The sequence below is a fragment of the Embleya sp. NPDC127516 genome, from assembly GCF_044765325.1.
In the GTDB taxonomy this organism is placed as follows: domain Bacteria; phylum Actinomycetota; class Actinomycetes; order Streptomycetales; family Streptomycetaceae; genus Embleya.
In genome coordinates this window covers 76,489-98,481 of sequence record NZ_JBIWJT010000024.1, presented here as the reverse complement: position 1 = coordinate 98,481, position 21,993 = coordinate 76,489, and the positions used below count along the sequence as shown (strand labels likewise).

Sequence of the window (21,993 nt, the reverse complement as noted above, 5' to 3'; positions counted from 1 at the left end):
GACGCGCTTTCCCGGTGCCGGTCAGACCACGCGCAGCGGGGCGCCGGCGGTGCGACCCGAGCCCAGGCCGTCGGCGTGGATGCGGTAGTCGCCGGGGGCGGCCCCTTCGCGAACCGAGATCGAGGCGGATCCGGCGGTGTCCGCCGTGACCGTGGTGATGGTCCCGGAACCGGCCCCGGTCCAGCGGAAGGTGATCCGTTCGCCGGGGCGGAATCCGGCCGCGCGCGCCGTGTAGGAGGCGCCGACCGCGACGGTGCTCGTGGAGAGCGTCAGGGTCGGCGCGGGCGCCGCCGGCGACGTGGCGGCCACCACGCGCAGCGGCGCGGCGGCGATCCGGCCGAACACGGCCCCCCGGGCCAGGATGCGGTAGTCGCCCGGAGCCGCGCCTTCGCGCACCGAGATCACCGCCGTCCCGTCGCGGTTCGCGGTGACGGTGTCGATCGTTCCGGTACTGGCTCCGGTCCATTGGAAGGTGATCCGCTCTCCGGGCTCGAAGCCGGCCGCGCGCGCGGTGTACGACGCGCCGACGGCGACCGTGTTCGTCGACAGCGTCAACGTCACCGGCGGCGCCGCGGTGCGCGAGGGGCTCGTCGGCCCGACGCTTCGACCGCCGGGGCGGTTGGTCGAGGTGGTGGGCGCGGACCGGCCGGGCGCGGGCAGCGTCGAGGTGGTGGGCGCCGATCGGCCGGGCGCGGGCAGCGTCGACGGGTGGTCCGAGGGAGGCTTCGGTCGGCGCTCGGAGGTGGTGTCGGCCTCGCCGGCGGTCCCGGTCGGCCGCACGATCGTGACGTCGGGGCGGTCGAGGTCGGTCAGCACGATGCGGGACATCGGGCCGCCGTCGCCGCCGGTGACGGCGACGACCGCGCGCTTGTCGTACACCCGCTTCCAGGCCGGGGTCAGACCGTTCGGCTTGATCCGGTCCGGCGCCTGGGCCAGGGCGGTGAGCGGGTTGCCACAGCCGCACTTGACCACCGGCCGACCCCACGGGTCGACCAGCACCGCCGTACCCGCCTGGAGCAGCGCGGGGTAGCCCTCCGCCGTGCCGCCGCGGAACCGGTGGTTGCGCACCAGCGCGTCCTGGCGCAGCAGAACGGGCGTGGTGCGGGCCACGAAGTCGTCGATCTGCGCGATCGTGATGCCCAGGGCGGCCGTCCACGCGGCGGCCTTGACCGGGTCGGCCGCCAGCAGCGCGACGAGCCTGGGCCGGTCGCAACCGGGCACGTCGCGCGCGACGCCGTACAGACCGGGGGTGTCGCCACGACGACGGCCGCCGTCCGGCGCCGGGTGCACGTCGGCCCGGTCCCGGCCCACGCGCTCGAAGAAGGCGGACGCGGTGGCCGTGACGGCCGCTTCGGCGGTCACCTCCACGGCGGCGCGGGCGAGCAGCGCGCAGCCGCCGACGGCGGATCCGAGCGTCGTCGCCGCGAGCACGCCGGCCACCGCCGTGCCCGTTCGACGCGGGAGGTGAAGCGCGGTGTGTGCGGTTCGGCGAGCGACCGAACGCGGGTGCGAGAACCGGTACATGGAGGCATCCCTTCGCCTGGGGGCCGCGCGTGACGACCCGTTCGGTGGGGATGTGCGTCCGCGCCCGGATTTCTCTCCGAATCCGCGGGAACTTCTTTTTTCGCGACCCGCCGCCCACGAGGGGCCGGGTGCGGATCCGCGTGAGGATCAGTCCGAGACGACCGCCGTCGGGAAGATCCGGGCCAGGTGGTAGTCGATGACCACCCGCACCTCCGCGAGCGAGCGGCGGTTGTGCAGAACGTCCAGACCCAGCCCGGTGACCCCCGACACCAGCAGGTCCGCCTCGTGCCCGGCGTCCAGGCCCGGCGCCACGAGCCCGGCCGTGCGACCCGTCTCGATGATGTCCGCGACCATGTGCTCCAGCGGTTGTTCGGCGGCCAGGAAGACCTCCGCGAGCTCCGGGTCGGTCAGACTACGGGCGTAGTAGGCCGCGAACACCCGCAGCGCGAAGCCGCGTTGCTCGTCCATCGGCAGGAACTCGCCCAGGATCGACCGCAACAGCCCGGGGATGTCACCCGCGTCGGTCGGAATCCGGGTCCTGGCGAGCCGACCGTTCTCCTCGTGCAGCAGGCGCAGCGCGTCGACCAGGAGGGTGTGCTTGCCGGCGAAGTGGTACTGGACCAGCCGCAGGGACACGCCGGCCTCCGTCGCGATCCGGCGCATGCTCGCCGCGTCCAGGCCCTGTTCGGCGGCGATCCGCCACACCGCCTCGGCGATCCGGCGCCGTTGCCGGGCCCGGACGTCCCTGGGCCGGGCCTCCGTCGGCGCGGTCGCGACGGGTGGCTGCTTGCGTCGACGATACGCCCGGGCCTGGCAACTCCGGGAGCAGTACAGGGCGGGACGACCGCGGTGCGACCCGGCGATGTCGGCGCCGCACATCCGACACCCCGACCCTTTTTCGTCACGCATGGTGCTCATTCTAGCGTGCGCTTTGTGTGACGAAACGTAACTATTGCTGCTTGCAAAGGCAGATTTCGGCCATCTCGCTGATACGTTCGTAACGCGGGACGTTGAAGGAGGGAGTCCATGAGACATGACGTTCGACAGATCCTGGGCATGGTCGTGATGGTGGCCTTCGGACAGGGGTTGGTCCGACTTCTCTTCGGCGACGACGAGCGCGGGCTGCTCCCGTGGCTCCCGGGTGGCTTCGCGCCGGCGCTCCTCGCCTACTCCGTGCTCACCGCCGCCGGCGCGCTCCTCGCGGCCCGCGGCTACACCCGCGCCAGGGCCCTGGGGCGCCGCGAATGACCGGGACGTGCGCAGGCCCTCGGGCGGGTTCGGGGCACCGGCTCCGCGCGCCCGATCAGCGCCTCGATCACAGGTCCCGGCGGCGGATCCGGATCGCGGCCACGGTCGGCGGCACGACCGCGTAGGCACCCATCACCGCGGCGGCGGCGATCGGCGGCAGGGTCGTGCCGTAGATGGAATAGGGGTTGCCGGTGCCCGCCAATTGACCCGGAAGGCTGTCGAGAGCGAACGAGCCGGCCCGTGCGTCCCAGGGCGCGGGCAGGTTGTGCGCGACCATCGGAACGACGTACAGGAGACCGGCCACGGCGCTGATCGTGCCCGCCGTGGACCGCAGCACCGCGCCCAGCCCGTATCCCACCAGCGCGGCCACCGTGATCGCCAGGCTCTGCGTGATCAGCAGACCGGTCGTGGGAGCACCCGCGTCGGTGTAGGCGGGGATCGGCCGGTCCCCGACCACGGCCCGGGTCAGGTAGGACGTGGCGAACACGCAGACCGATCCCAGCGCCAGGGCGAACGTGCCGACGACCGCCGCCTTCGCCCACACCACGCGTCCGCGCCTGGGCACCGCGACCAGCGTGTCCCGGATCATGCCGCCGGCGTACTCGGAGGTGATCGTCAGCGCGCCGAGCACGGCCATACTCATCTCGGCGACGGTCAGGAAGAGCGGTTCCAGGGGCGACATGGAAAAGTGCGCGCGGTCCGTCGCCGACAACCCGTCCCAGGTGTGCGCGCCGTACGCGGCGAGTGCGCAGGTGCCGGCCATGGCGACGGCGAGCGCGGCCAGGACGATGTACGTGGAGCGCACGGTGCGCAGCTTGAGCCATTCCGCGGCGAGCACGTCGGTCATCGCGCCGGCTCCGTCGACACGAATTCGAGGCGGCCCGCCGTCAGTTCGACGTACGCCTCCTCCAGCGAGGCGGTTCGCGCGCGGATTTCCCACACCGGGATGCCGCGGGTCGCGGCGAGGTCGCCGATGTCGTGCGGTTCGAGCCCGCGCACCAGGAGGCGGCCGTCCGGCTCCGACGCCACCGTCGCGCCCGCGGACACCGCGGCCGAGGCCAGTTCGCCCGCGCGCGGCGAACGCACCAGTACACCCCGGGCGAAACGATCGGTGAGCTCGCGCACGGAGGTGTCGGCGATCAGACGCCCTTCGGCGATCACGATCAGGCGATCGGCGGTCAGTTCCATCTCGCTCATCAGGTGGCTGGAGACGAAGACCGTGCGGCCCTCGCCGGCCAGGGCGCGGATCCGGTCGCGGAGTCGGCGGATGCCGTCCGGATCCAGGCCGTTGGTCGGCTCGTCCAGGATCAAGACGCCGGGATCGCCGAGCAGCGCCGCGGCCAGTCCCAGTCGCCGGCGCATGCCCAGCGAGAATCCGCCGACCCGGGTGCGACCGACCGCGGCCAGACCGACCTGTTCCAACGCCGCGTCGACGTTGCGGCGCGAAAGGGCGTTGCTGCGGGCCAGCCAGCGCAGGTGGTCGACCGCGGTCCGTCCGGCGTGCGCGGTGTCCGCGTCGAGCAGCACACCCACCTCGCGCATCGGGCGCGGCAGTTCGGCGTAGGCGCGGCCGTTGATCCGGGCGGTGCCGTGCGTGGGCGCGGCCAGGCCGAGGATCAGCCGCAGGGTGGTGGACTTGCCGGCGCCGTTGGGGCCGAGGAATCCGGTCACCACACCGGGACGCACCACGAAGGACAGCGCGTCGACGGCGGCGACCCGCCCGTATCGCTTGGTCAGGTCTTCCACTTCGATCATGCGGATCACCCTCGGGTTCCCGGGGGCCTTGGCACATCGGGCGGCCGACTGACATCCCGGGGGATGAGGCGGGCCGCGGTCGCGCTCCGTAGGGTCGGGGTGTGAACGAGTTCGGCCTGCGCTCGGCGGTGACCCGACGGCTGACCCGACGGTGGTTGTTCGCGCTGGACGGCGCGGCCGCCGTGGGGTTCACGCTCGCCGCGTGGTCGGGCGGACACGGACGTCATCTGCCGTGGTGGGCACGCGGATTGTTCGCCCTGGGGATCGGGGCTCCGATCGCGGTCCGGCGCCGATGGCCGGGGCCGGTGTTCGCCGTGGTGCTCGCCGCGTGTGTCGCGGCGGAAGTCGTGGGCGCCGCACGCACGTTGTTCGTCGCCGCCGCCTTCGCGCTGTACCCGGTCGCGCTCTCCCTTCACCGCCGCCGCCTGCCCACGCCGACCATCGCGGCGCTCGGCGCGGGCTCGCTGTTCGCGCTGGCCGCGTTCGGGCCCGCGTACGCGTGGCGAATCGATCCGGCGCCGGCCATGGCCGCGACCGGCGCGCTGGGCGGCGCGTGGACGATCGGCCGGGCGGTACGCGCCCGCCGCGAGTTCGCGGCACGCACCGCCCGGGAATCGGCCGAGCGCGCGGCGGCCGACGAACGGTTGCGCATCGCACGCGAGTTGCACGACGTGGTCGGGCACACGATGGGGGTGATCGCGGTCAAGGCGTCGATCTCGGGCCACGTGGCCGAGAGTCGTCCCGGGGAGGCGGTCGAGGCGCTGCGGGTGATCGAGGCCACCAGCCGCGAGGCGTTGACCGATCTGCGCCGGATGCTCGGTGTGCTGCGCGCCGAGGAGGAGGCCGGGTCACGACCGGCTCCCGGCGTCGCCGAGTTGGGGGCACTGGTCGAACGTGCGACGCGGATGGGCGTACGGGTCACCCTGCGGGTCGCGAACGTGCGCGAGCTCCCCCAGGGTGTCGGCCTGTCCACGTTTCGCATTGTCCAGGAGGCGCTGACGAACGTGACCCGGCACGCCCCGGCCGCCCGTTGCGAGGTCTCGGTCGAGGCGGACGGCCGGCGGGTGCGGATCGAGGTGAGCGACGATGGTCCCGGCACCGCGGCCGGACCGCACGGCTACGGGCTCGTCGGGATGCGCGAACGGGTGGCGCTGCACGGCGGCACGCTCACCGCCGGTCCGCGCGCCGGGGGTGGCTTCCGCGTGGTCGCCGTGTTGCCCTACCGCCAGGATCCGGCGCCCGGGCGGGCGGGAGCGGCCAGGCCGGTGTCGTAGCAGGCGATCACCAACTGCACGCGGTCGCGGGCGCCGAGCTTGTCCAGGAGGCGGCTCACGTGCGACTTGACCGTCGGCAGGCCGACCCGCAGGCGCGCGCCGATCTCGGCGTTGGACAACCCTCGGCCGACCAGCACCAGCACCTCGCGTTCGCGGTCGGTCAACCCGACCAACTCGCCCGGCGGCGACGCCGGTTCCCCGCTCGGGGCGGTCGGCCCGTAGCCGGCGATCAGCCGTCGTGTCACGGTCGGCGCCAGGAGCGCCTCGCCGGCCGCGATCACGCCGATCGCGGTGAGCAGTTCGGCCGGGCGGGTGTCCTTGAGCAGGAACCCGCTCGCGCCCGCGCGCAGGGCCGGATACACGTAGGCGTCCAGGTCGAACATGGTCAGGATGAGCACCCGGGTGCCGGGTACGCCCTCGGGTCCGCAGATTCGCCGGGTCGCCTCCACGCCGTCCATCTCGGGCATCCGGACATCCATCAGGACCACGTCCGGGCGTTCGCGCCGGGCCAGTTCGACCGCCTCGACGCCGGTGGCCGCCTCGCCGACCGTCGCCAGTCCCGGCGCGGTGTCCACGAGCATCGCGAAGCTGCCTCGCAACAAGGCCTGATCGTCGGCGATCAACACCCGGATCGACACCTCGGACCCCGTCCGTCACCCCCGACACCGTGCCACGACGATACCCCGCCGGCACGTGCCACACGGTGCGAGGCGCACGCCACGACGTCCGGGGCCGGCTCGGTGGCCCCCGGCCGGCCGCCGGCGCGCCCGGCGTTCGATGCCAGACTGGCCCGCCGGACGACGACCCCGCGCGTCGCCGGGCGCCGGTCCAGACAGGCGTCGGGCGGCGGGGCGCACACGCGACGGGGCGGTACGGGACGGAACGGGGCAGCGGTGAGCAGGGCGATCTCGATGTTGTGGAGGCACGCCGATCCGAGCCTGGTCGTGCAGCTCGTGGCGCGCTGCGATCCCAGCGGGCGCGGCCGGTTGGCGGCCCTGTTGTCCGACGTGCCCGAGGTGGTCGACCACGCGCTGACCGACGGTGATCGGGCCGTACACATCGCGCTCGCCCGATACGACCGGCTGCCTCGCTCGGTCCTGGATCGGCTGGTCGCGCTCGACGATCCCGAGATCGATCGGCACGTCTTCCTCAATCCCCGCGCCGACACCCGCATCCGCCGCCGGATCCTCGGCCGTGCCCTGGATCCCGAACTGCGCGAGACGTTGCGCACCACCCGCACCCGCACGCACGCGCTGGCCCTGGTGTACGCGCGTGACGGCCGACTGCTCCGGCACGCGCTGACCGTCCTGGGCAGGCTCGCCAACCGACCCCATGTCGAACGGGCCCGGCTGCGGGCGTTCGCCGGACTGTGGCGGGCCGAAGGGCCGGAGGCCGTGCACGCCGCGCTGTCCGTCGGCCGGTATCGCACCAAGGTGGTGGCGCCGATCGTGCGCGCGGCACTCGACGCGCCCGAGGGGTTGATGTTGCTGGAGGTCGGCGCGTGCGCCGGACCGGACGAGCGCGAACTCGTCACGCTGCTGCGAGCCGGCGGCTTGCGGCGCGGCGAGGCCCGGCACGTGCTCGCGACCTCGGACACGCCGCCGGACTGGGACACGCTCGCGCGGGCGCATCGGCGGGAGCCGTTCACGCCCGAGGTGGCCGCGGCCCTGGCCGGCACCGAGGGCTGCCCGCCGTCGGTGGTGGCCGTGCTGGACGCCGCCGCGAACCACAACCATCGCCCGCTCGAACAGGCCCTGCTGGCGGGTGTGACGACGCCCGAGGAGTTCCTGAGCGCGGGCCGGCCCGCCTGGGACGTCCTGCGCGCCATCGACGCGTTCGACGCGCGCTCCGCCGGGGCCGCCGCGTTCGACCCGCTCGTGACGGCGCTCCGCCCGCTGCTGCCGAACGATGTCCCGGGCTGGCTGCGGTTGGCCCGCACGGGACCGGAATTTCCCGGGACGGTCCACGAACTGTTGCGCCACGTCGAGTACTCGGCCGGCACTCCCGCGCCGGCCGCGGACCCGGGCCGGACCGCAGGGCCGCCCACCGCGCCGCCCGGCCCGCTCCGGTACCCGACAAGCCCGTTGTCGCTCCTGCTGACCCGCGCCGAACCGGGCCCGGCGGCCGAGGTCGTCTCCGCGCTGGACCCGGACGACCTGCACGCGTTCGGCGCCGGCCGACACGGTCTCGCCCCGGCGGTGGCGGTCGCGCTCGCCCGCCGGTGGCCCGGCGAGCTCCCGCTCGGGATCGCCCGCCGGATCACGGCCCGCCGCGACGCGATCCAGGCGCTCGCGGAGGTGGAGGACGAGCTTTCCGCCGAGGTAGTCAAGGCACTCGCCCGGACCGACGAGGGCATCTGGTCCGTCGATCCTCGGCGGGGCCGTACCCGCTACCGCATCGAGGGTCGCGCGTCGCCGGCGGACCTGGAGACCTGGCCGTCGCCCGAACCCCTGCGCGCGCTGCCCCGCCGGGTCCCCGCCGCGCTGTGGCGCCGCCTGGCCGAGGATCCCGGTGCCGACCGGATCCCCGATCCGGCGGCTGCCCTCGCGGCCTACCACCCGGACTGCCCCGAAGCCCTGCTCCACACCCTCGTCCGGCGCCATCCGCATTTCTTCTCCTACGGGTGGGTGCAGTCCCCCGCCGTCGCCCGGGCGCTGGTCGCCGACCCTCCCGTGCGCGAGTTCCCGATCCGGGAACTGGGCGACCTCCTGCGTGACGGGATGCTCACCCGGGCGGAGATCCTGGCCGGGGCCCGGCCGGCCGCATACGCCCTGATCGTGTGCCGTGAATTCGCCCGCGACACGGTGCGCCGGCGGTTGCGCGAGGACGTGGACGCCTGGGTCGTGGCGACGAGCCTGCTCCGCGACTTCCCCGGCACGCTGGAGGAACTGCTCGCCACCGCGGCGGCCGTGACCGCCTGACCGCTCCGGGCGGCGCGGCGCACGGGAGCCGTCACCGTCATCAACTTTTGTTGACGAGCCGATCCTTCATCAACTAAAGTTGATGCGTGATCGACGCCAAAGACGTCCCCTCGCCCGAGCATCCCGAGGACGCGTTCGCGGCCGTGGTCGCACTGCGCGGCCTCGCCGCGTCACTGGAGCGAGCCGCGGTGGACCACGCACTCGCCCAGGGCTGGACCTGGAACCACATCGGTCAGGCCCTGGGCATGAGCGCCCAGGCCGCCCACAAACGCCTGTCACCCTCCCGACGAACGCCACCACAGGACCGGTAGATCCACCGGACCGGCAAGGAGATCCACCATGGGCATTCGAGCCGCGATACACGACATGGGCGCGATGAAGCGCCTCCTCACCGGCGCCGAGGAGCAGGCCCGCGCGCTCGGCGAGGACACCCCCGGCCCCGAACACCTGCTCCTGGCCGCCCTCGCGCTCCCCGACGACTCCGCCCGCACGGCCCTGGCCGCGTCCGGCGTCACCGTCGAGGACGTCCGCCGCGTGCTGGCCGAATCCCATGCCGCGGCGCTGCGTTCGGTCGGCATCGACACCGACTCGATCCCCGCCGTCTCCCCCGCGCCCGCCCCGCGCGGACCGTACCGCGCCTCCGGCAGCGCGAACGAGGTGTTCCAACGGGCCGTCGCCATCGCCAAGTCCGAGCGGCCCGGGAAACTGCGCACGGCGCACGTCCTGATCGCCGTCGCCGAGCTCGAACACGGCACGGCCGCCCGCGTGTTGCGCAATCTGGAGATCGATCGCCCGACCCTGATCGCGGCGGCGCACGCGGCCGTCCGGAACGAGAACCCCACCGGTCGGTGACGACCGGCGACCCGCCGGCGCCGGAGGCCGCCGTCACCGGGACGGGGGCGGCAGCCGCCGGCGCCGGCGGGTGCGTCAGGCGCGCAGTCGCGCCATCCACGACTCGATCTCGTCCGCGCCGCGCGGCAGCGCGGCCGACAGGTTCCGGTTGCCGTCCTCGGTGACCAGGATGTCGTCCTCGATCCGCACCCCGATGCCGCGATACTCCTGGGGGACCGTCAGGTCGTCGGCCTGGAAGTACAACCCGGGCTCCACCGTCAGGCACATCCCCGGCTCCAGCGCGCCGTCCACGTACGACTCGGTCCGCGCCACCGCGCAGTCGTGCACGTCCAGGCCGAGCATGTGGCCCGTGCCGTGCAGGGTCCACCGGCGTTGCAGGCCGAGTTCGAGCACACGCTCCACCGGCCCCTCGACGATGCCCCAGGCGACCAGGTGCTCGGCGAGCACGCGCTGCGCCTCGTCGTGGAACTCGCGGTACTTGGCGCCGGGGCGCACCGCGGCGATGCCCGCCTCCTGCGCGGCGAGCACCGCGTCGTAGATCCGCCGCTGCAACTCGGTGAAGCGGCCCGCGATCGGCAGCGTCCGGGTCACGTCCGCGGTGTACAGCGTGTGCGTCTCGACGCCCGCGTCCAGGAGAAGCAGGTCGCCCGAGCGCACGGCCCCGTCGTTGCGCACCCAGTGCAGCGTGGTCGCGTGCGGTCCGGCCGCGCAGATCGAGCCGTAACCGACGTCGTTGCCCTCGACCCGGGCGCGCAGGAAGAACGTGCCCTCGAGGTAGCGCTCGCTGGTCGCCTCGGCCCGATCCAGCACCCGCACCACGTCCTCGAAGCCGCGTACGGTCGAGTCCACCGCGGCCTGGAGCTGGCGGATCTCGAACTCGTCCTTGACCAGCCGCTGCTCGGCCAGGAAGACACGCAGTTCCTCGTCCCGCTCGGCGTCGAGCCGCTCGCCCAGGGCGCTCTCCAGCCCCGCGTCGTGCCCGCGCACGATCCGCACGTCGGCGCCCGCCCGCGCCACCTCGGTCGCGGCCGCACGCACGTCCCGACAGGGCAGCCCGTACAGCGCCTCGCCCTCGGTCAGACCGGGCCGCCGGCCGACCCACAGCTCGCCCTGGCCGTCCAGCCAGAACTCGCCGTTCTCGCGGTCGGACCGGGGCAGCAGGTACAGCACCGCGTCGTGGCCGTCGGCGACCGGTTCCAGGACCAGCACGCCGTCCTGGGTCAGGTCGCCGGTCAGGTAGGCGTACTCGCTCGACGCCCGGAAGGGGTATTCGGTGTCGTTGGAGCGGGTCTTGAGGTTGCCCGCGGGAATCACCAGGCGTTCGCCCGGGAACCGGACCGACAGCGCGGCCCGGCGCCGGGCGGTGTGGGGTGCCTGTTCGATCGGCGCGAGATCCTCGCGCCCGGTGTCCGCCCAACCGGCGCGCATGTTCGCGGCCAGTTCCTCCGAGACGTCCCGGTACAGGCCGTTCTTGCGCTGCTTGATCGGCTGCGCCTGCTCTGCGGACTGCCCGTTCTCGGCATCCACGCCTGCCTCCTCGGCTCGACTCCCGGTTGCGTTTCGATCATGCGTACGCCGTGCGTACGCGCCCATTCTTCCCGACCGGTGTTCGAGGGCGGGCACGGCGTCCCGGTGCGTCGACGCAGGCGGGAGCCGGGGGTGGTGCACACTCGTTCGAGTCGGCTCCTCCGGGCGGCCGGCACTTCCTGCGTTCGGGTGACCCGTGCGACCGGGACGACCCGCGAGCCGGACTCGAAAATACGTTCTGGTTAAAATTAGGACAAAATGGGGCATCGAACGCCGCTATGGGCTGTGTTGATGTGGTGACGTCCCGTGTTCGTCGAGTTCTCCCGCGCTGGACCCTCGCGCTGGGCCTGTGTGCCTGCCTCGCCGCGTCGGCGTGCGCGGACACCGACTCCGCGCGGGTGGACAAGGCGGGTCCGGCGGTACCGCGACCGGTGGCACTCGACCGGGTCGCTCCGGACCGCGAGCCGCCGGACAAGGCGGCGCCCGAGGCGCCGGGGCAGGCCGCGCGGGCCGCACTGCCGGACGAGGCCACCACCCGCCGGGAGCGCGCCGCGGTGACCGCCGCCGCGAAGAAGTGGGGCCTGGCCTCCGTCCCGATCGCCGCTCCCGCGCCGCCGGCCACTCGCCCGGCGCTGCGGTCCGGGCCCGGCGTCGTGCTGCACGGCGACCTGCCCGCGGTGGTGCACCGGGTGCCCACCCAGGACCGGGTCGTCTTCCTCACCATCGACGACGGCGCGGAGAAGGATCCGGACTTCGCCCGGATGACGCGCGAACTGCGGGTGCCCTTCAGCGCGTTCGTCAGCGGGTACCTGGCGCGCTCGGACTACGGCTACTTCCGCGGACTGCACGAGCAGGGCGTGGCGGTGAACAACCACACCGTGAACCATCCGGATCTGCGCACGCTGGGCTACCAGGGCCAGCGCAACGAGATCTGCCGCCAACAGGACGAGTTGACCCGGGAGATCGGCAGCACCCCCAGGCTGTTCCGGCCGCCCTACGGCGAGTTCGACGAGGACACCCTGCACGCCGCGCGATCGTGCGGGATCGTCGCCTTCCCGCTGTGGAACCAGGAGGCGTTCCCGGACCGGATGGAGTATCGCTACGACCACGTGTTCAAGCCGGGCGACATCATCCTGACCCACTTCCGCGGCCCCAAGGAGTGGAAGGGCGATATGACCGATATGTTGCGCCGGGTGATCGACATGGTCACCCGAGAGGGCTTCGCCCTGGCCCGACTGGACGACTACCTGTGACGCCCGTTGCACAGACCCGCCCGTGTCGGCCGTACGCCGGCTGACCGCCGCCATGCCACGCTCCCGGGCCGGCGCCGGGCCGTCTCCGGCGCGACCGTGGGCGGGGCGAGGGTGAGCGGCGCCGAAGCAAGCCGGGCGAAAGCGAGGGGCGCCGAAGCGAGCGGCGCGAAAGTGACCGGGACGATCGCGGCCGGTGCCGTCGCGCGGGCCCGGGTCACACCCCCGATCACACCACCGTGACCGCGACCCCCGCCTCGGCGATCCGCGCCAGTTCCTCCTCCGGGGCGTCGCTGTCGGTGACCAGGTGGCCGATCCGGGCGAGCGGGCAGATCCTGGCCAGCGTCACCTTCCCGATCTTCGAACTGTCCGCCACCACGATGGTGCGTTGGCTGCGCTCGGTGAAGGCGCGGTCGGTGGCCGCCTCCAACTGGTCGTGGGTGGTGCAGCCGTGCGCGGCGCTGATGCCGTCCACGCCCAGGAAGGTCACGTCGGTGAAGTAGTCGGCGAGCGTCTTCTCAGCGATCGGACCGACCAGTTCGTAGCTCTCGTTGCGCGCGGTGCCACCGATCACGACGAGGGTGACGTCCTTGTGCAGGACCATCTCCGCGGCGATGTTCACCGCGTTGGTGACGATGGTGACGGGTCCGCGCTCGGCCAGGATCCGGGCGATCTCCGTGGCGGTGGAACCCCCGGTCAGGCCGACCACCGCCTTCGGCGGCACCAGCGCGGCTGCGGCCTGGGCGATCGCCACCTTCTCCGGCCGCCGGCGCTCGCTGCGGTACTGCATGGGCGTCTCGAGGCCGATGTTGCCCACGGACGCCCCGCCGTGGGTGCGGCGCAGCAGACTCATCGCGTCCAGGTGCTGGAGGTCGCGCCGCACCGTGGCTCCCGAGACCGCCAATATTTCGGACAGTTCCTCGACGCTCACGCTTCCCATCGCACTGACATGTTCGAGGATGCGCGCGTGACGCTCGGTTCTCAGCATATGCGCAGCATATCCGTGCGCATTCGCGCAGTCACGGTTTCCCGATCGATAGCCGACCGGCGGAATTCTGCCACCCGCGCGGCAACTCCCGTGCGCGTCCTGCGCAAAGACAATCCCTTGACATGACGAATGTTGCTCGATTTACTGCTGCGACGCCGAGAGCAGCGCAATCGGCGTCAAAGGTACGCCCAGCCGGTAGGCGGCGCTAAGCCGCAAGCCCGGACAAAGTCGCCAGGATGCCCGTGGACATCCGAGGCGGGGACGTATCCTCCGCATCTGGAGTTCGATGATGAACACCTTCCTCTCGCGTGGATCGGCCCGACGCGTCGCCGCGATGACGGCGACCAGCGCGGCGCTCGCGGGCACCCTGTTCCTCTCGACGTCCGCCAACGCGAGTACCGAAGCGGGCGCGGACACCGGCAGCAGCACGAACGCGAAGGCCGGCGCCGTCACGGTGCCCCCGACACACGCGAACTTCGACTACCAGATCGGCGGCGCCTACACGCCGCCCGCCGGAGTCAAGGTGGTCACCCGCGATCACGGCGCCGCTCCCGCGCCCGGGCTCTACAACATCTGTTACGTCAACGCCTTCCAGGCCCAGCCGAACGCCGAAGGCGACTGGCGCGCGGACCTGCTGTTGCGGCGGGCCGACGGCTCGATCGTCTACGACGGCGTGTGGAAGGAAGCCCTGCTCGACCTGCGCACCGCCGCCAAACGCACCGACATCGCCGCGAAGATCAACGCGCAGATCGACGAGTGCGCGAACAAGGGCTTCCAGGCCGTCGAGCCGGACAACTACGACAGCTACACCCGCTCCGAGGACCTGCTCACCGACCGGAACGCCAAGGACTACATCGCCCTGCTCTCCGCCCACGCGCACCGGCGCGGCCTGGCGATCGCGCAGAAGAACACCTCCGAGTTGGCCGCGGATCGCACCGCCCTCGGGCTCGACTTCGCCGTCGCCGAGGAGTGCGGCGAGTGGAACGAATGCGATGACTACACTAAGTACTTCGGCAACAACGTGATCGTGATCGAGTACACCGCCAAGGGCTTGTCCAACGCCTGCTCGAAGTGGGGCAACAAGCTCAGCGTGGTCCGCCGCGACGTCGGCGTCAGCCCGATCGGCGACAGCAAGTACGTGCGCAAGACCTGCTGATCCCCCTTCGCGCGGCCCGGTGCCCGGGCCCGTCGGGATCCGGTCCGTCGGCATCCGGCACCGGGCCGCGTGCGCGGCCCGTGTCGCGCCCGGTGTGTCCCTCCCCGCCACTTCGCCCGCCGACCCGTGCCCCCGCGACGGGCCCGGGGACGCGCACGCCCCCCGCGCGTCGTCCCCGGGCCCGCCCACTCGCGCCCGGTGATCGCCTGTGTGTGGCCCTTCCTCCGCCCGTCCCCGTCCCGGCGTGTGTGGCGGATCCCCGGCTCGGTGCGCCCTCGCGCACCCGGCCCCGCCCGCGCGTTCGAAGTCTCCCTGGAGGTCCAGTGGTTTTCGGCCGACAGCATCCCGCCGGTCTCTCCCGTCGCGACGTGCTGCGCGCCGGCGCCGGTGTCGCGGTCGCCGCGACGCTGTCCGCGTGCGGCGGCACCGACGACGGCGTGGGTGCCGACGGGCGCGTCACGATCGAGATGTGGCACGGACAGACCGACACCGGCCGCGAGGGCATCGAGGCCCTGGTGGAGAAGTTCCACCGGGTGCAGTCGGCGATCCGAGTCGACCTCGGCGGCGGTGTCCTGTCCGACGCGATGCTCCAGAAGATCACCGCCGCGCTCGCGTCCGGCTCCTACCCGGACATCGCCTACATCTTCGGATCCGACCTGGCCGGCGTCGCCCGCAGCCCGAAGGTGGTCGACCTGAGCGAGACGGTGCACGCGGCCCCCACGCCATGGGAGGACTACTGGGATCCGTCCCGGCAGGCCGTCACGATCAACGGCAGGGTACGGGCCTCGCCCGCCGTGCTCGACGCGTTGGCCGTGATCTGCAACAAGCGGCTCTTCGAAGAGGCCGGGATCCCGCTGCCACAGGCGGGTTGGACCTGGACGGACTTCCTGGCCACGGCACAGCGGCTGACCGACGCGCAGCGCGGCGTCTTCGGCACCGGCTGGCCGGGGGTGGGCGACGAGGATACCGTGTGGCGGCTGTGGCCGATGGTGTGGGACCTGGGCGGCGACGTGGTCGCCGAGGACGGCCGCACCATCGGCTTCAAGGACGTCGGGGTGCGCGCGCTGGAGACCGTGGAGGCACTCGCGCGGGCCAAGAGCGTCTACATCGACCCCAAGCCCGGCAGCGAGCAGATGTACCAGGTCTTCGCGTCCGGGCGGATGGGCATGGTGCTGACCGGCCCGTGGCAGATCCCGGACATCACCCAGGCGGAGATCGACTACCACGTGGTGCCGCTGCCGACCTACAGCGGCCGGCCGATGACCATCTGCGGTCCGGACACCTGGACGGTCTTCGACAACGGCAGCGCCCGGGTACGCGCCGCCCGCACATTCGTGTCCTGGCTGGCGCAGCCCGACCAGGACATCGAATGGGCCCTGACGGTCGGCAGCCTGCCGCTGGGCCGAGCCTGCGAGGCCAAGCCCGAGTGGCGCGCGCACGCCGCCGAGACCAACGGCCTGGAGGTGTTCACCCACGCCCTGGAGACCGCGCGCGTGCGCCCGGTGCATCCGGCCTATCCGCAGATCTCGATGGCGCTCGGCGAGGCCATCGTCTCCGTGCTGCTCGGCAAGAGCAGTCCGACCCGGGCGTTGAACCGCTGCGCCGCCGCGGCCAAGGCCGCCCTCGTCATACCGCGTTGAGGAGCCCCCATGTCATCACTGCCCGCTCCACTCACGCTGTCGGACCACGATCGACAACGCCGCACCCTGCGCCGCAGACGCCGGCGCGAATCGGCGACCGCCTGGGCGTACATCCTTCCGGCCGTCGTGGTCATCCTGGGCCTGAGCGTGTTGCCCTTCGTGTGGTCGCTGCTGCTGTCCTTCCGGGCCGACGACCTGGTGACGCCCAGCCGATGGGTCGGCCTGGACAACTACGACGCGCTGACCCAGGACCCGCACTTCGGCCAAGCCGTCCGCAACACCCTGCTGTACACCGCGTTGTACGTGCCGCTGAGCATGGCCTTCGGGCTGTTCCTGGCCCTGGTGTTGAACCGCAGGATCCGCCTGGTCGGGCTGTACCGCACGCTCATCTTCGTGCCGTTCGTCATCTCGGCCACGGCTCAGGGCGTGTTGTTCTCCTTCATCCTGGATCCGGAGTTCGGCGCGGCCAACTCGATTCTGCACGCGCTGGGCATCGGTCGGCAGGGATTCCTCACCGACCCCGGTCAGGCGTTGCTCGTCCTGGTGGCGATCTCGGTGTGGAGCGGCACCGGCTTTTGCGTGGTGATCTATCTCGCGGCGCTCCAGGACGTGCCGCCGTCATTGCTGGAGGCGGCTCGCCTCGACGGCGCCGGGCGATGGCAACTGCTGCGTCACGTGGTGATGCCGACGCTCACGCCGGTCACCGTCTTCCTGTTGTTGTGGCAGACGATCAACGCGCTCCAGGTCTTCGACCTGGTCTATGTGACCACCAAGGGCGGGCCGTTGGGGTCCACCACCGTCATCGTCTACTTCATCTGGGAGCAGGCGTTCAAGAACTTCACCGCCGGGTACGGCGCGGCGGCGGCCTACGTGCTCGCCGCGGCCCTGCTGGTCATCGGGCTGGGCACGCGGTTCGTGCGCGCTCGCAAGCCCGGTGCCGTCGTCGAGGGGGCCGCCCAGTGACCGTGACCACCGCCGCAGCGATCGAGGCGGCCCGCCCGCAGGACCGGTCGCGCCCGGAGCCGCGCCGGCGCCGGTTGTTGCCGTTCAGCCCCTGGCATCTGCTGCTCGCACCGTTGTCCCTGCTGTTCGCGCTGCCGTTGGTCTGGCTCGTGCTCAGTTCGGTGATGACCAACGCGGAGATCAACCGGTTCCCACCCGCGTTGTGGCCCTCGGGAATTCACCTCGGCGGCTACCGCTACGTCCTGGGCAACGCGATGTTCCCGCGCTGGTTCATGAATTCGCTGATCGTCTCGGCGGTCGCGGTCGCCTCCAACCTGCTGTTCGGGGCGTTGGGCGGCTACGCGTTCGCCCGGATGCGGTTCGCCGGTTCGCGGGTGCTGATGGTGGCGATGCTGGCCACCATGGCGATCCCGTTCCAGCTCACCATGATCCCGACGTTCCTGATCATGAAGCGGTTGGGGCTGATCGACACGCTGGGCGCGCTGATCATCCCCTCGCTGGTGACGCCGTTCGCGGTGTTCCTGCTGCGTCAGTTCTTCCTGTCCCTGCCCCGGGAACTGGAGGAGGCCGCCTGGATCGACGGCTGCTCCAGGCTGCGGGTGCTGATCCTGATCGTGCTGCCGCTGTCCCGACCCGCGCTGAGCACCGTCGCCGTGCTCACCTTCCTGACCACCTGGAACGACCTGACCTGGCCGTTGATCGCGATCAACCACGACACCCAGTACACCCTGCAACTGGGCCTGACCACTTTCCAGGGGCAGCACCACACCCAGTGGGCCGCCGTCATGGCGGGCAACGTGATCACCGTGCTTCCGGTGCTGCTGGCCTTCCTCGGCGCGCAGAAGGCGTTCATCCAGTCCATCACCTCCAGCGGGCTCAAGGGTTAGCGGTGTCCCGGGAGTTCGACCCTCCCGGGGACACACCCCCGGCATCCCGCCCCACCTCGCGCACCGTCCGTGCCGTCCGCATCATTCGCACCCAGGAAGTTCGATGCCGCACACCTTCGACCTGCTCGTCATCGGTGACGCCAATCCCGATGTCGTCCTCGGTCCCCTCGACGAGCCGTTGGCCTTCGGTCAACGCGAACAACTCGTCCCCACCGGCCTGCTCACCCTCGGCGGCTCCGCCGCGATCACCGCCTGCGGAGCGGCCCGACTCGGGCTGCGCGTCGCGATCGCCGGCCGCGTCGGCGACGACGAGGCCGGACGCTTCGTCCGCGCCGCCCTGACCGACCGGGGCGTGGACACCGCGGCACTGCGCGTCGACCCGAACCTGTGCACGCCGCTGACCACGGTGCTCACCCGGGCCGACGGCGACCGCGCGATCCTCACCGCGGCCGGCACCCTGGACGCCACCGGACCCGAGGACGTTCCCGAGGAGTTGCTCACCCGCAGCAGGCACGTGCACGCGGCGTCCTACTTCCTGATGCCCGGACTCGCGAAGGCACTGCCCGACCTGCTGCGCACCGCCCGCGCACACGGCGCGGGCACGTCCCTGGACACCAACGACGACCCCTCCGGGCGCTGGGATCCCACCGGCCTGGCCGCCGTACTGCCCGCCGTCGACGTCCTGTTGCCCAACGCGCAGGAGGCCCTGGCGCTGGCCCGGATGCCCACCGGCACCCCGGAGGCGGCGGCCGAACGGCTGGCCGCCCGGGGCCCGTTGGTGGTGGTCAAGAACGGCGGCGAGGGCGCCTTCGCGCACGACGGTCGCACCGTACTGCGCACCCGGGGCATCCCGGCGCGACCGCTGGACACGGTCGGCGCCGGCGACAGCTTCGACGCCGGGTACCTCGCCGCCCTGCTCGCCGGCGAGTCGCCCGGCCGAGCACTCGAACTCGCCGCCGCGTGCGGCGCGTTGTCCACCCGGGCGCACGGCGGCACGCCGGCCCAACCCACCTGGGACGAGGCTGTCGCAGCCCTCGCCCGCAACCGAAAGAACCAGTGATGACCCGCACCAAGATCGTCTTCGTCGGCGCCGGCAGCGTCGTGTTCACCCAGGGGTTGCTGGCCGACCTCTTCGCCTTCCCGGAGTTGCGGCAGGCGCACATCGCGCTGCACGACATCGACCCGGAGCGGCTGGCCACCGCACAGGGCGCGGCCCGCCTGATCGCGAAGGATCGCGGCGCGGACCCGGTGGTCAGCACGCACATCGATCGCCGCGAGGCACTCGCCGGTGCCCACTTCGTGATCAATATCGTCCAGGTCGGCATGCGTGCGGCCACCCGGACCGACTTCGAGGTGCCCGCCGAATACGGTCTGCGCCAGACCATCGGCGACACGCTCGGCATCGGCGGCATCTTCCGCGCGCTGCGCACCTTCCCGGTGTTGCGGGCCCTCGGCGAGGACATCGCCGAGATCTGCCCGGACGCGTGGTTGCTGAACTACACCAACCCGATGGCGATGAACGTGGGATACCTCACCCGGGCCACCGGCCTGACCCGGGTGGTGGGGCTGTGCCACTCGGTCTACTGGACCATGCAGGGCCTGGCGGAACTGGTCGGGATCCCCTACGAGGAGGTCGACTACCGCGCCGCCGGCGTCAACCACCAGGCCTGGGTGCTGCGCTTCGAGCACAACGGCACCGACCTGTACCCGAAGTTGGACGCGCTCATCGCCGAGGACGCCGAACTGCGGCGCCGGGTACGGGTGGACATGTATCGCCGGCTGGGCTACTACCCGACCGAGACCAGCGAGCACTCCAGCGAGTACGTGCCCTGGTACCTGGGCCACGACAGTGAGATCGCCCGGCTCCGGCTGCCGGTCGGCGCCTATCTCGGCATCGTCGACGAGAACATGGCCGCCTACGAGGAGACCCGCCGCGCGCTGGCCGCGGGGGACCCGGTCCCGGTGGAGTCCACGATGGAGTACGCGCCGCAGATCATCCACAGCATCGTCACGGGGACCCCGCGCACCGTCTACGGCAATGTGCCCAACCACGGGTTGATCGACAACCTGCCCGCCGACGGCATCGTCGAAGTACCGTGCCTGGTGGACGCGTTGGGCGTGCAGCCCACCCGGGTGGGGGCACTGCCCGCGCAGTGCGCAGCGCTCAACCGCGCCTACCTGAGCGTGAACGACCTGGTCGTACGCGCCGCGCTGGAGGACGACCCCCGGCATATCCGGCACGCGGCGATGGCCGACCCGGCCACCGCCGCCGCGTTGCCCGTCGAGCGCATCTGGGACCTGTGCGACGACATGGCCCGCGCGCACGGGGACCTGCTCCAGCCGGCACTGCGCGCCACGCTGGGGCACTGACGCGATGAGCGAGCTACGCGTGGGCGTGGTCGGGGTCGGACAGCGCGCCGGTCTGGCCGTCGAGGCGAACCGGCCGGGCCGGGCCCGGGTGGTCTCCTGCGCCGACCCCGCCGTGCGCGGCCGGGCCGACGCCGTCGCCCTGTTCGGCCCGGACGTCGCCGTGCACACCGACCATCGACGCATGCTCGACGACCGTCTCGACGCCGTCTTCGTGCTGACCCCGGATGATCGACACGTCGAGCCCGCGCTGTCCTTCCTGACCGCCGGGGTGCCGGTGTTCGTGGAGAAGCCACTGGCCATCACGGTGCCCGACTGCGACCGCCTGCTGCGCGCCGCGCACGAGAGCGGAACCAGGTTGTACGTCGGGCACAACCTGCGTCACCTGCCGATGTTGCGGCGGATGCGCGAGTTGATCGACGAGGGCGCGATCGGCCGGGTCCGGTCGGTGTGGTGCCGGCACTTCGTCGGGCACGGCGGCGACTTCTACTTCAAGGACTGGCACGCCGAACGCGCCCGCACCACCGGCCTGTTGCTCCAGAAGGGCGCGCACGACCTGGACGTGATCCACTGGTTGGCCGGCGGCTATGCGCACGACGTGGTCGCGATGGGCGACCTGGCGCTGTACGGCGGCAACCCCCGGCGCGAGCCCGTGCTCGCCGCCGCCGGCCGGGATCCGGCGACCCGGGTCGAGGAGGAGGCCCGGGCGCGGGACGGGTTCGCCCCCCAGGTGTGGCCGCCGACGGCGATGACCGGGCTCAATCCGATCGTGGACGTGGAGGACATCAGCCTGATGCTCACCCGACTCGACAACGGTGTCCTGGCCAGCTATCAGCAGTGCCACTTCACGCCGGACTACTGGCGCAACTACACGGTGATCGGCGACGAGGGCCGGATGGAGAACTTCGGCGACGGCCTGGAGGACGACCACCCGTCGATCAAGTTGTGGAACCTGCGCCGCTCCGGCTACCGGGCCGACGCCGACCGCAGTGAGTACGTGCCCGGCGGCGGCCTGCACGGCGGCGCGGACCCGGCCCTGGTCACCGAGTTCCTGCGCTTCGCGGTCCACGGCGGACCCACCCGTACCTCGCCGATCGCCGCGCGACAGGCGGTGGCGGCGGGTGTCGCCGCCACCGCCTCGTTGCGGGCGGGCGGCGTGCGTACCGAGGTGGCGCCGCTCGACCCGGACCTGGTCCGCTACTTCGCGGCGCACCAGAGCACCGCACCCGGCCCGCCTTCGGGCGCCGCGGCGACCTCCTGACGAGGTGGTCGCCACACCCGCGGTCCGCACGGCCGATCGACACCGGCCGAGCGGACCGCGGGTGCCTTCCGCTCGGCAGTCCTCGTGGGCGAACGGGAGCAGTTCCGTACCCAGCGCCCGGTCCAATACGGCCGCCGCGCCCGGCGTGGACTCGACCACCAACCCGGCCGCGACGAGCCGGGCCATCGAGGTGCCGCCCAGGTGGCACGCAGCCAGGTCGCGGACGTCCGGCACGAGATCGGCCGAAGCCCGGATCGGCGCAGCTCGCGCCCTCGGGTCCGGCGGTGAGCCGGAAACGCTCGTGATTGGCGGACACCGCCGGGTCCCGAACGTCGAGCACGAGGTCGTGGCCATCGCCCTCCCCGCGCCCGTCGCCGACC

Annotated in this window: 20 protein-coding genes; 13 read left to right on the top strand and 7 right to left on the bottom strand. The window is 72.4% G+C overall.

Annotation, left to right across the window (positions count from 1 at the left end; genetic code table 11):
- Positions 1-21 precede the first annotated feature (21 nt).
- Both ACIRL2_RS36180 and ACIRL2_RS36175 read right to left on the bottom strand, forming a co-directional pair.
- Positions 22-1,431 (bottom strand): DUF6777 domain-containing protein, encoded by a 1,410-nt coding sequence (locus ACIRL2_RS36180; protein WP_402237982.1) that lies wholly within the window; start codon positions 1,429-1,431, stop codon positions 22-24.
- 240 nt (positions 1,432-1,671) lie between these two features.
- Positions 1,672-2,433 carry a TetR/AcrR family transcriptional regulator gene (locus ACIRL2_RS36175; RefSeq protein WP_395860783.1) on the bottom strand — a complete coding sequence of 254 codons (762 nt, stop codon included), beginning with the start codon at positions 2,431-2,433 and terminating at the stop codon, positions 1,672-1,674.
- A gap of 117 nt (positions 2,434-2,550) precedes the next feature.
- Between ACIRL2_RS36175 and ACIRL2_RS36170 the strand changes: the two genes are divergently transcribed.
- On the top strand, positions 2,551-2,772 hold the full coding sequence (locus ACIRL2_RS36170) for a hypothetical protein (protein WP_395860785.1): 222 nt from the start codon (positions 2,551-2,553) through the stop codon (positions 2,770-2,772).
- A 67-nt stretch (positions 2,773-2,839) separates the two neighbouring features.
- Here ACIRL2_RS36170 and ACIRL2_RS36165 read toward each other — a convergent pair whose 3' ends face one another.
- Positions 2,840-3,619 carry an ABC transporter permease gene (locus ACIRL2_RS36165; protein WP_402237978.1) on the bottom strand — a complete coding sequence of 260 codons (780 nt, stop codon included), beginning with the start codon at positions 3,617-3,619 and terminating at the stop codon, positions 2,840-2,842.
- Positions 3,616-4,527: an ABC transporter ATP-binding protein gene (locus tag ACIRL2_RS36160; protein WP_402237976.1), complete on the bottom strand. Its 912-nt coding sequence runs from the start codon at positions 4,525-4,527 to the stop codon at positions 3,616-3,618. Before ACIRL2_RS36160 ends, ACIRL2_RS36165 begins: the two co-directional genes overlap by 4 nt.
- Before the next feature lie 101 nt (positions 4,528-4,628).
- Between ACIRL2_RS36160 and ACIRL2_RS36155 the strand changes: the two genes are divergently transcribed.
- On the top strand, positions 4,629-5,801 hold the full coding sequence (locus ACIRL2_RS36155; protein WP_402237974.1) for a sensor histidine kinase: 1,173 nt from the start codon (positions 4,629-4,631) through the stop codon (positions 5,799-5,801).
- Here the strand turns inward: ACIRL2_RS36155 and ACIRL2_RS36150 are convergent.
- Entirely contained in the window at positions 5,747-6,439 is a 693-nt protein-coding gene (locus ACIRL2_RS36150) for a response regulator (RefSeq protein WP_402237972.1), read from the bottom strand. The two genes, ACIRL2_RS36155 and ACIRL2_RS36150, sit on opposite strands and share 55 nt — an antisense overlap.
- A 255-nt stretch (positions 6,440-6,694) precedes the next feature.
- On the opposite strand from ACIRL2_RS36150, the gene ACIRL2_RS36145 reads away from it, so the two are divergent.
- From ACIRL2_RS36145 to ACIRL2_RS36135, 3 genes are all read left to right on the top strand, one after another.
- Positions 6,695-8,722 carry a hypothetical protein gene (locus tag ACIRL2_RS36145; RefSeq protein WP_395860795.1) on the top strand — a complete coding sequence of 676 codons (2,028 nt, stop codon included), beginning with the start codon at positions 6,695-6,697 and terminating at the stop codon, positions 8,720-8,722.
- 86 nt (positions 8,723-8,808) lie between these two features.
- On the top strand, positions 8,809-9,033 hold the full coding sequence (locus ACIRL2_RS36140; RefSeq protein ID WP_331770379.1) for a helix-turn-helix domain-containing protein: 225 nt from the start codon (positions 8,809-8,811) through the stop codon (positions 9,031-9,033).
- Positions 9,034-9,061: 28 nt separating this feature from the next.
- Complete coding sequence (locus tag ACIRL2_RS36135; protein WP_402237968.1) at positions 9,062-9,574, top strand: Clp protease N-terminal domain-containing protein; 513 nt, start codon at positions 9,062-9,064, stop codon at positions 9,572-9,574.
- Positions 9,575-9,649: 75 nt separating this feature from the next.
- Here ACIRL2_RS36135 and ACIRL2_RS36130 read toward each other — a convergent pair whose 3' ends face one another.
- The gene (locus ACIRL2_RS36130) at positions 9,650-11,101 is read right to left on the bottom strand and encodes an aminopeptidase P family protein (RefSeq protein WP_395860798.1); all 1,452 of its coding nucleotides are present in this window, start codon (positions 11,099-11,101) and stop codon (positions 9,650-9,652) included.
- A gap of 296 nt (positions 11,102-11,397) precedes the next feature.
- Here ACIRL2_RS36130 and ACIRL2_RS36125 point away from each other — a divergent pair, with 296 nt between their 5' ends.
- Positions 11,398-12,354 (top strand): polysaccharide deacetylase family protein, encoded by a 957-nt coding sequence (locus tag ACIRL2_RS36125; protein ID WP_395860800.1) that lies wholly within the window; start codon positions 11,398-11,400, stop codon positions 12,352-12,354.
- 226 nt (positions 12,355-12,580) lie between these two features.
- Here ACIRL2_RS36125 and ACIRL2_RS36120 read toward each other — a convergent pair whose 3' ends face one another.
- Entirely contained in the window at positions 12,581-13,339 is a 759-nt protein-coding gene (locus ACIRL2_RS36120) for a DeoR/GlpR family DNA-binding transcription regulator (protein ID WP_402237965.1), read from the bottom strand.
- 289 nt (positions 13,340-13,628) lie between these two features.
- Here ACIRL2_RS36120 and ACIRL2_RS36115 point away from each other — a divergent pair, with 289 nt between their 5' ends.
- From ACIRL2_RS36115 to ACIRL2_RS36085, 7 genes are all read left to right on the top strand, one after another.
- A complete protein-coding gene (locus ACIRL2_RS36115) occupies positions 13,629-14,495 on the top strand; it encodes an endo alpha-1,4 polygalactosaminidase (RefSeq protein ID WP_402238045.1) in 867 nt (288 codons plus the stop codon).
- A 371-nt stretch (positions 14,496-14,866) separates the two neighbouring features.
- Positions 14,867-16,135, top strand: a complete 1,269-nt coding sequence (locus ACIRL2_RS36110) for an extracellular solute-binding protein (protein WP_395860987.1) — start codon at positions 14,867-14,869, stop codon at positions 16,133-16,135.
- Between the two features lie 9 nt (positions 16,136-16,144).
- Positions 16,145-17,098: a carbohydrate ABC transporter permease gene (locus ACIRL2_RS36105; protein WP_395860806.1), complete on the top strand. Its 954-nt coding sequence runs from the start codon at positions 16,145-16,147 to the stop codon at positions 17,096-17,098.
- A 2-nt stretch (positions 17,099-17,100) separates the two neighbouring features.
- Positions 17,101-17,985 (top strand): carbohydrate ABC transporter permease, encoded by an 885-nt coding sequence (locus tag ACIRL2_RS36100; RefSeq protein ID WP_395860989.1) that lies wholly within the window; start codon positions 17,101-17,103, stop codon positions 17,983-17,985.
- 103 nt (positions 17,986-18,088) lie between these two features.
- Positions 18,089-19,045 carry a carbohydrate kinase family protein gene (locus ACIRL2_RS36095; protein WP_395860808.1) on the top strand — a complete coding sequence of 319 codons (957 nt, stop codon included), beginning with the start codon at positions 18,089-18,091 and terminating at the stop codon, positions 19,043-19,045.
- Positions 19,045-20,355: an alpha-glucosidase/alpha-galactosidase gene (locus tag ACIRL2_RS36090; RefSeq protein ID WP_402237961.1), complete on the top strand. Its 1,311-nt coding sequence runs from the start codon at positions 19,045-19,047 to the stop codon at positions 20,353-20,355. The genes ACIRL2_RS36095 and ACIRL2_RS36090 overlap by 1 nt, the downstream gene beginning before the upstream one ends.
- A gap of 4 nt (positions 20,356-20,359) precedes the next feature.
- Complete coding sequence (locus ACIRL2_RS36085) at positions 20,360-21,613, top strand: Gfo/Idh/MocA family protein (RefSeq protein ID WP_402237959.1); 1,254 nt, start codon at positions 20,360-20,362, stop codon at positions 21,611-21,613.
- The last annotated feature ends 380 nt before the right edge of the window (positions 21,614-21,993 follow it).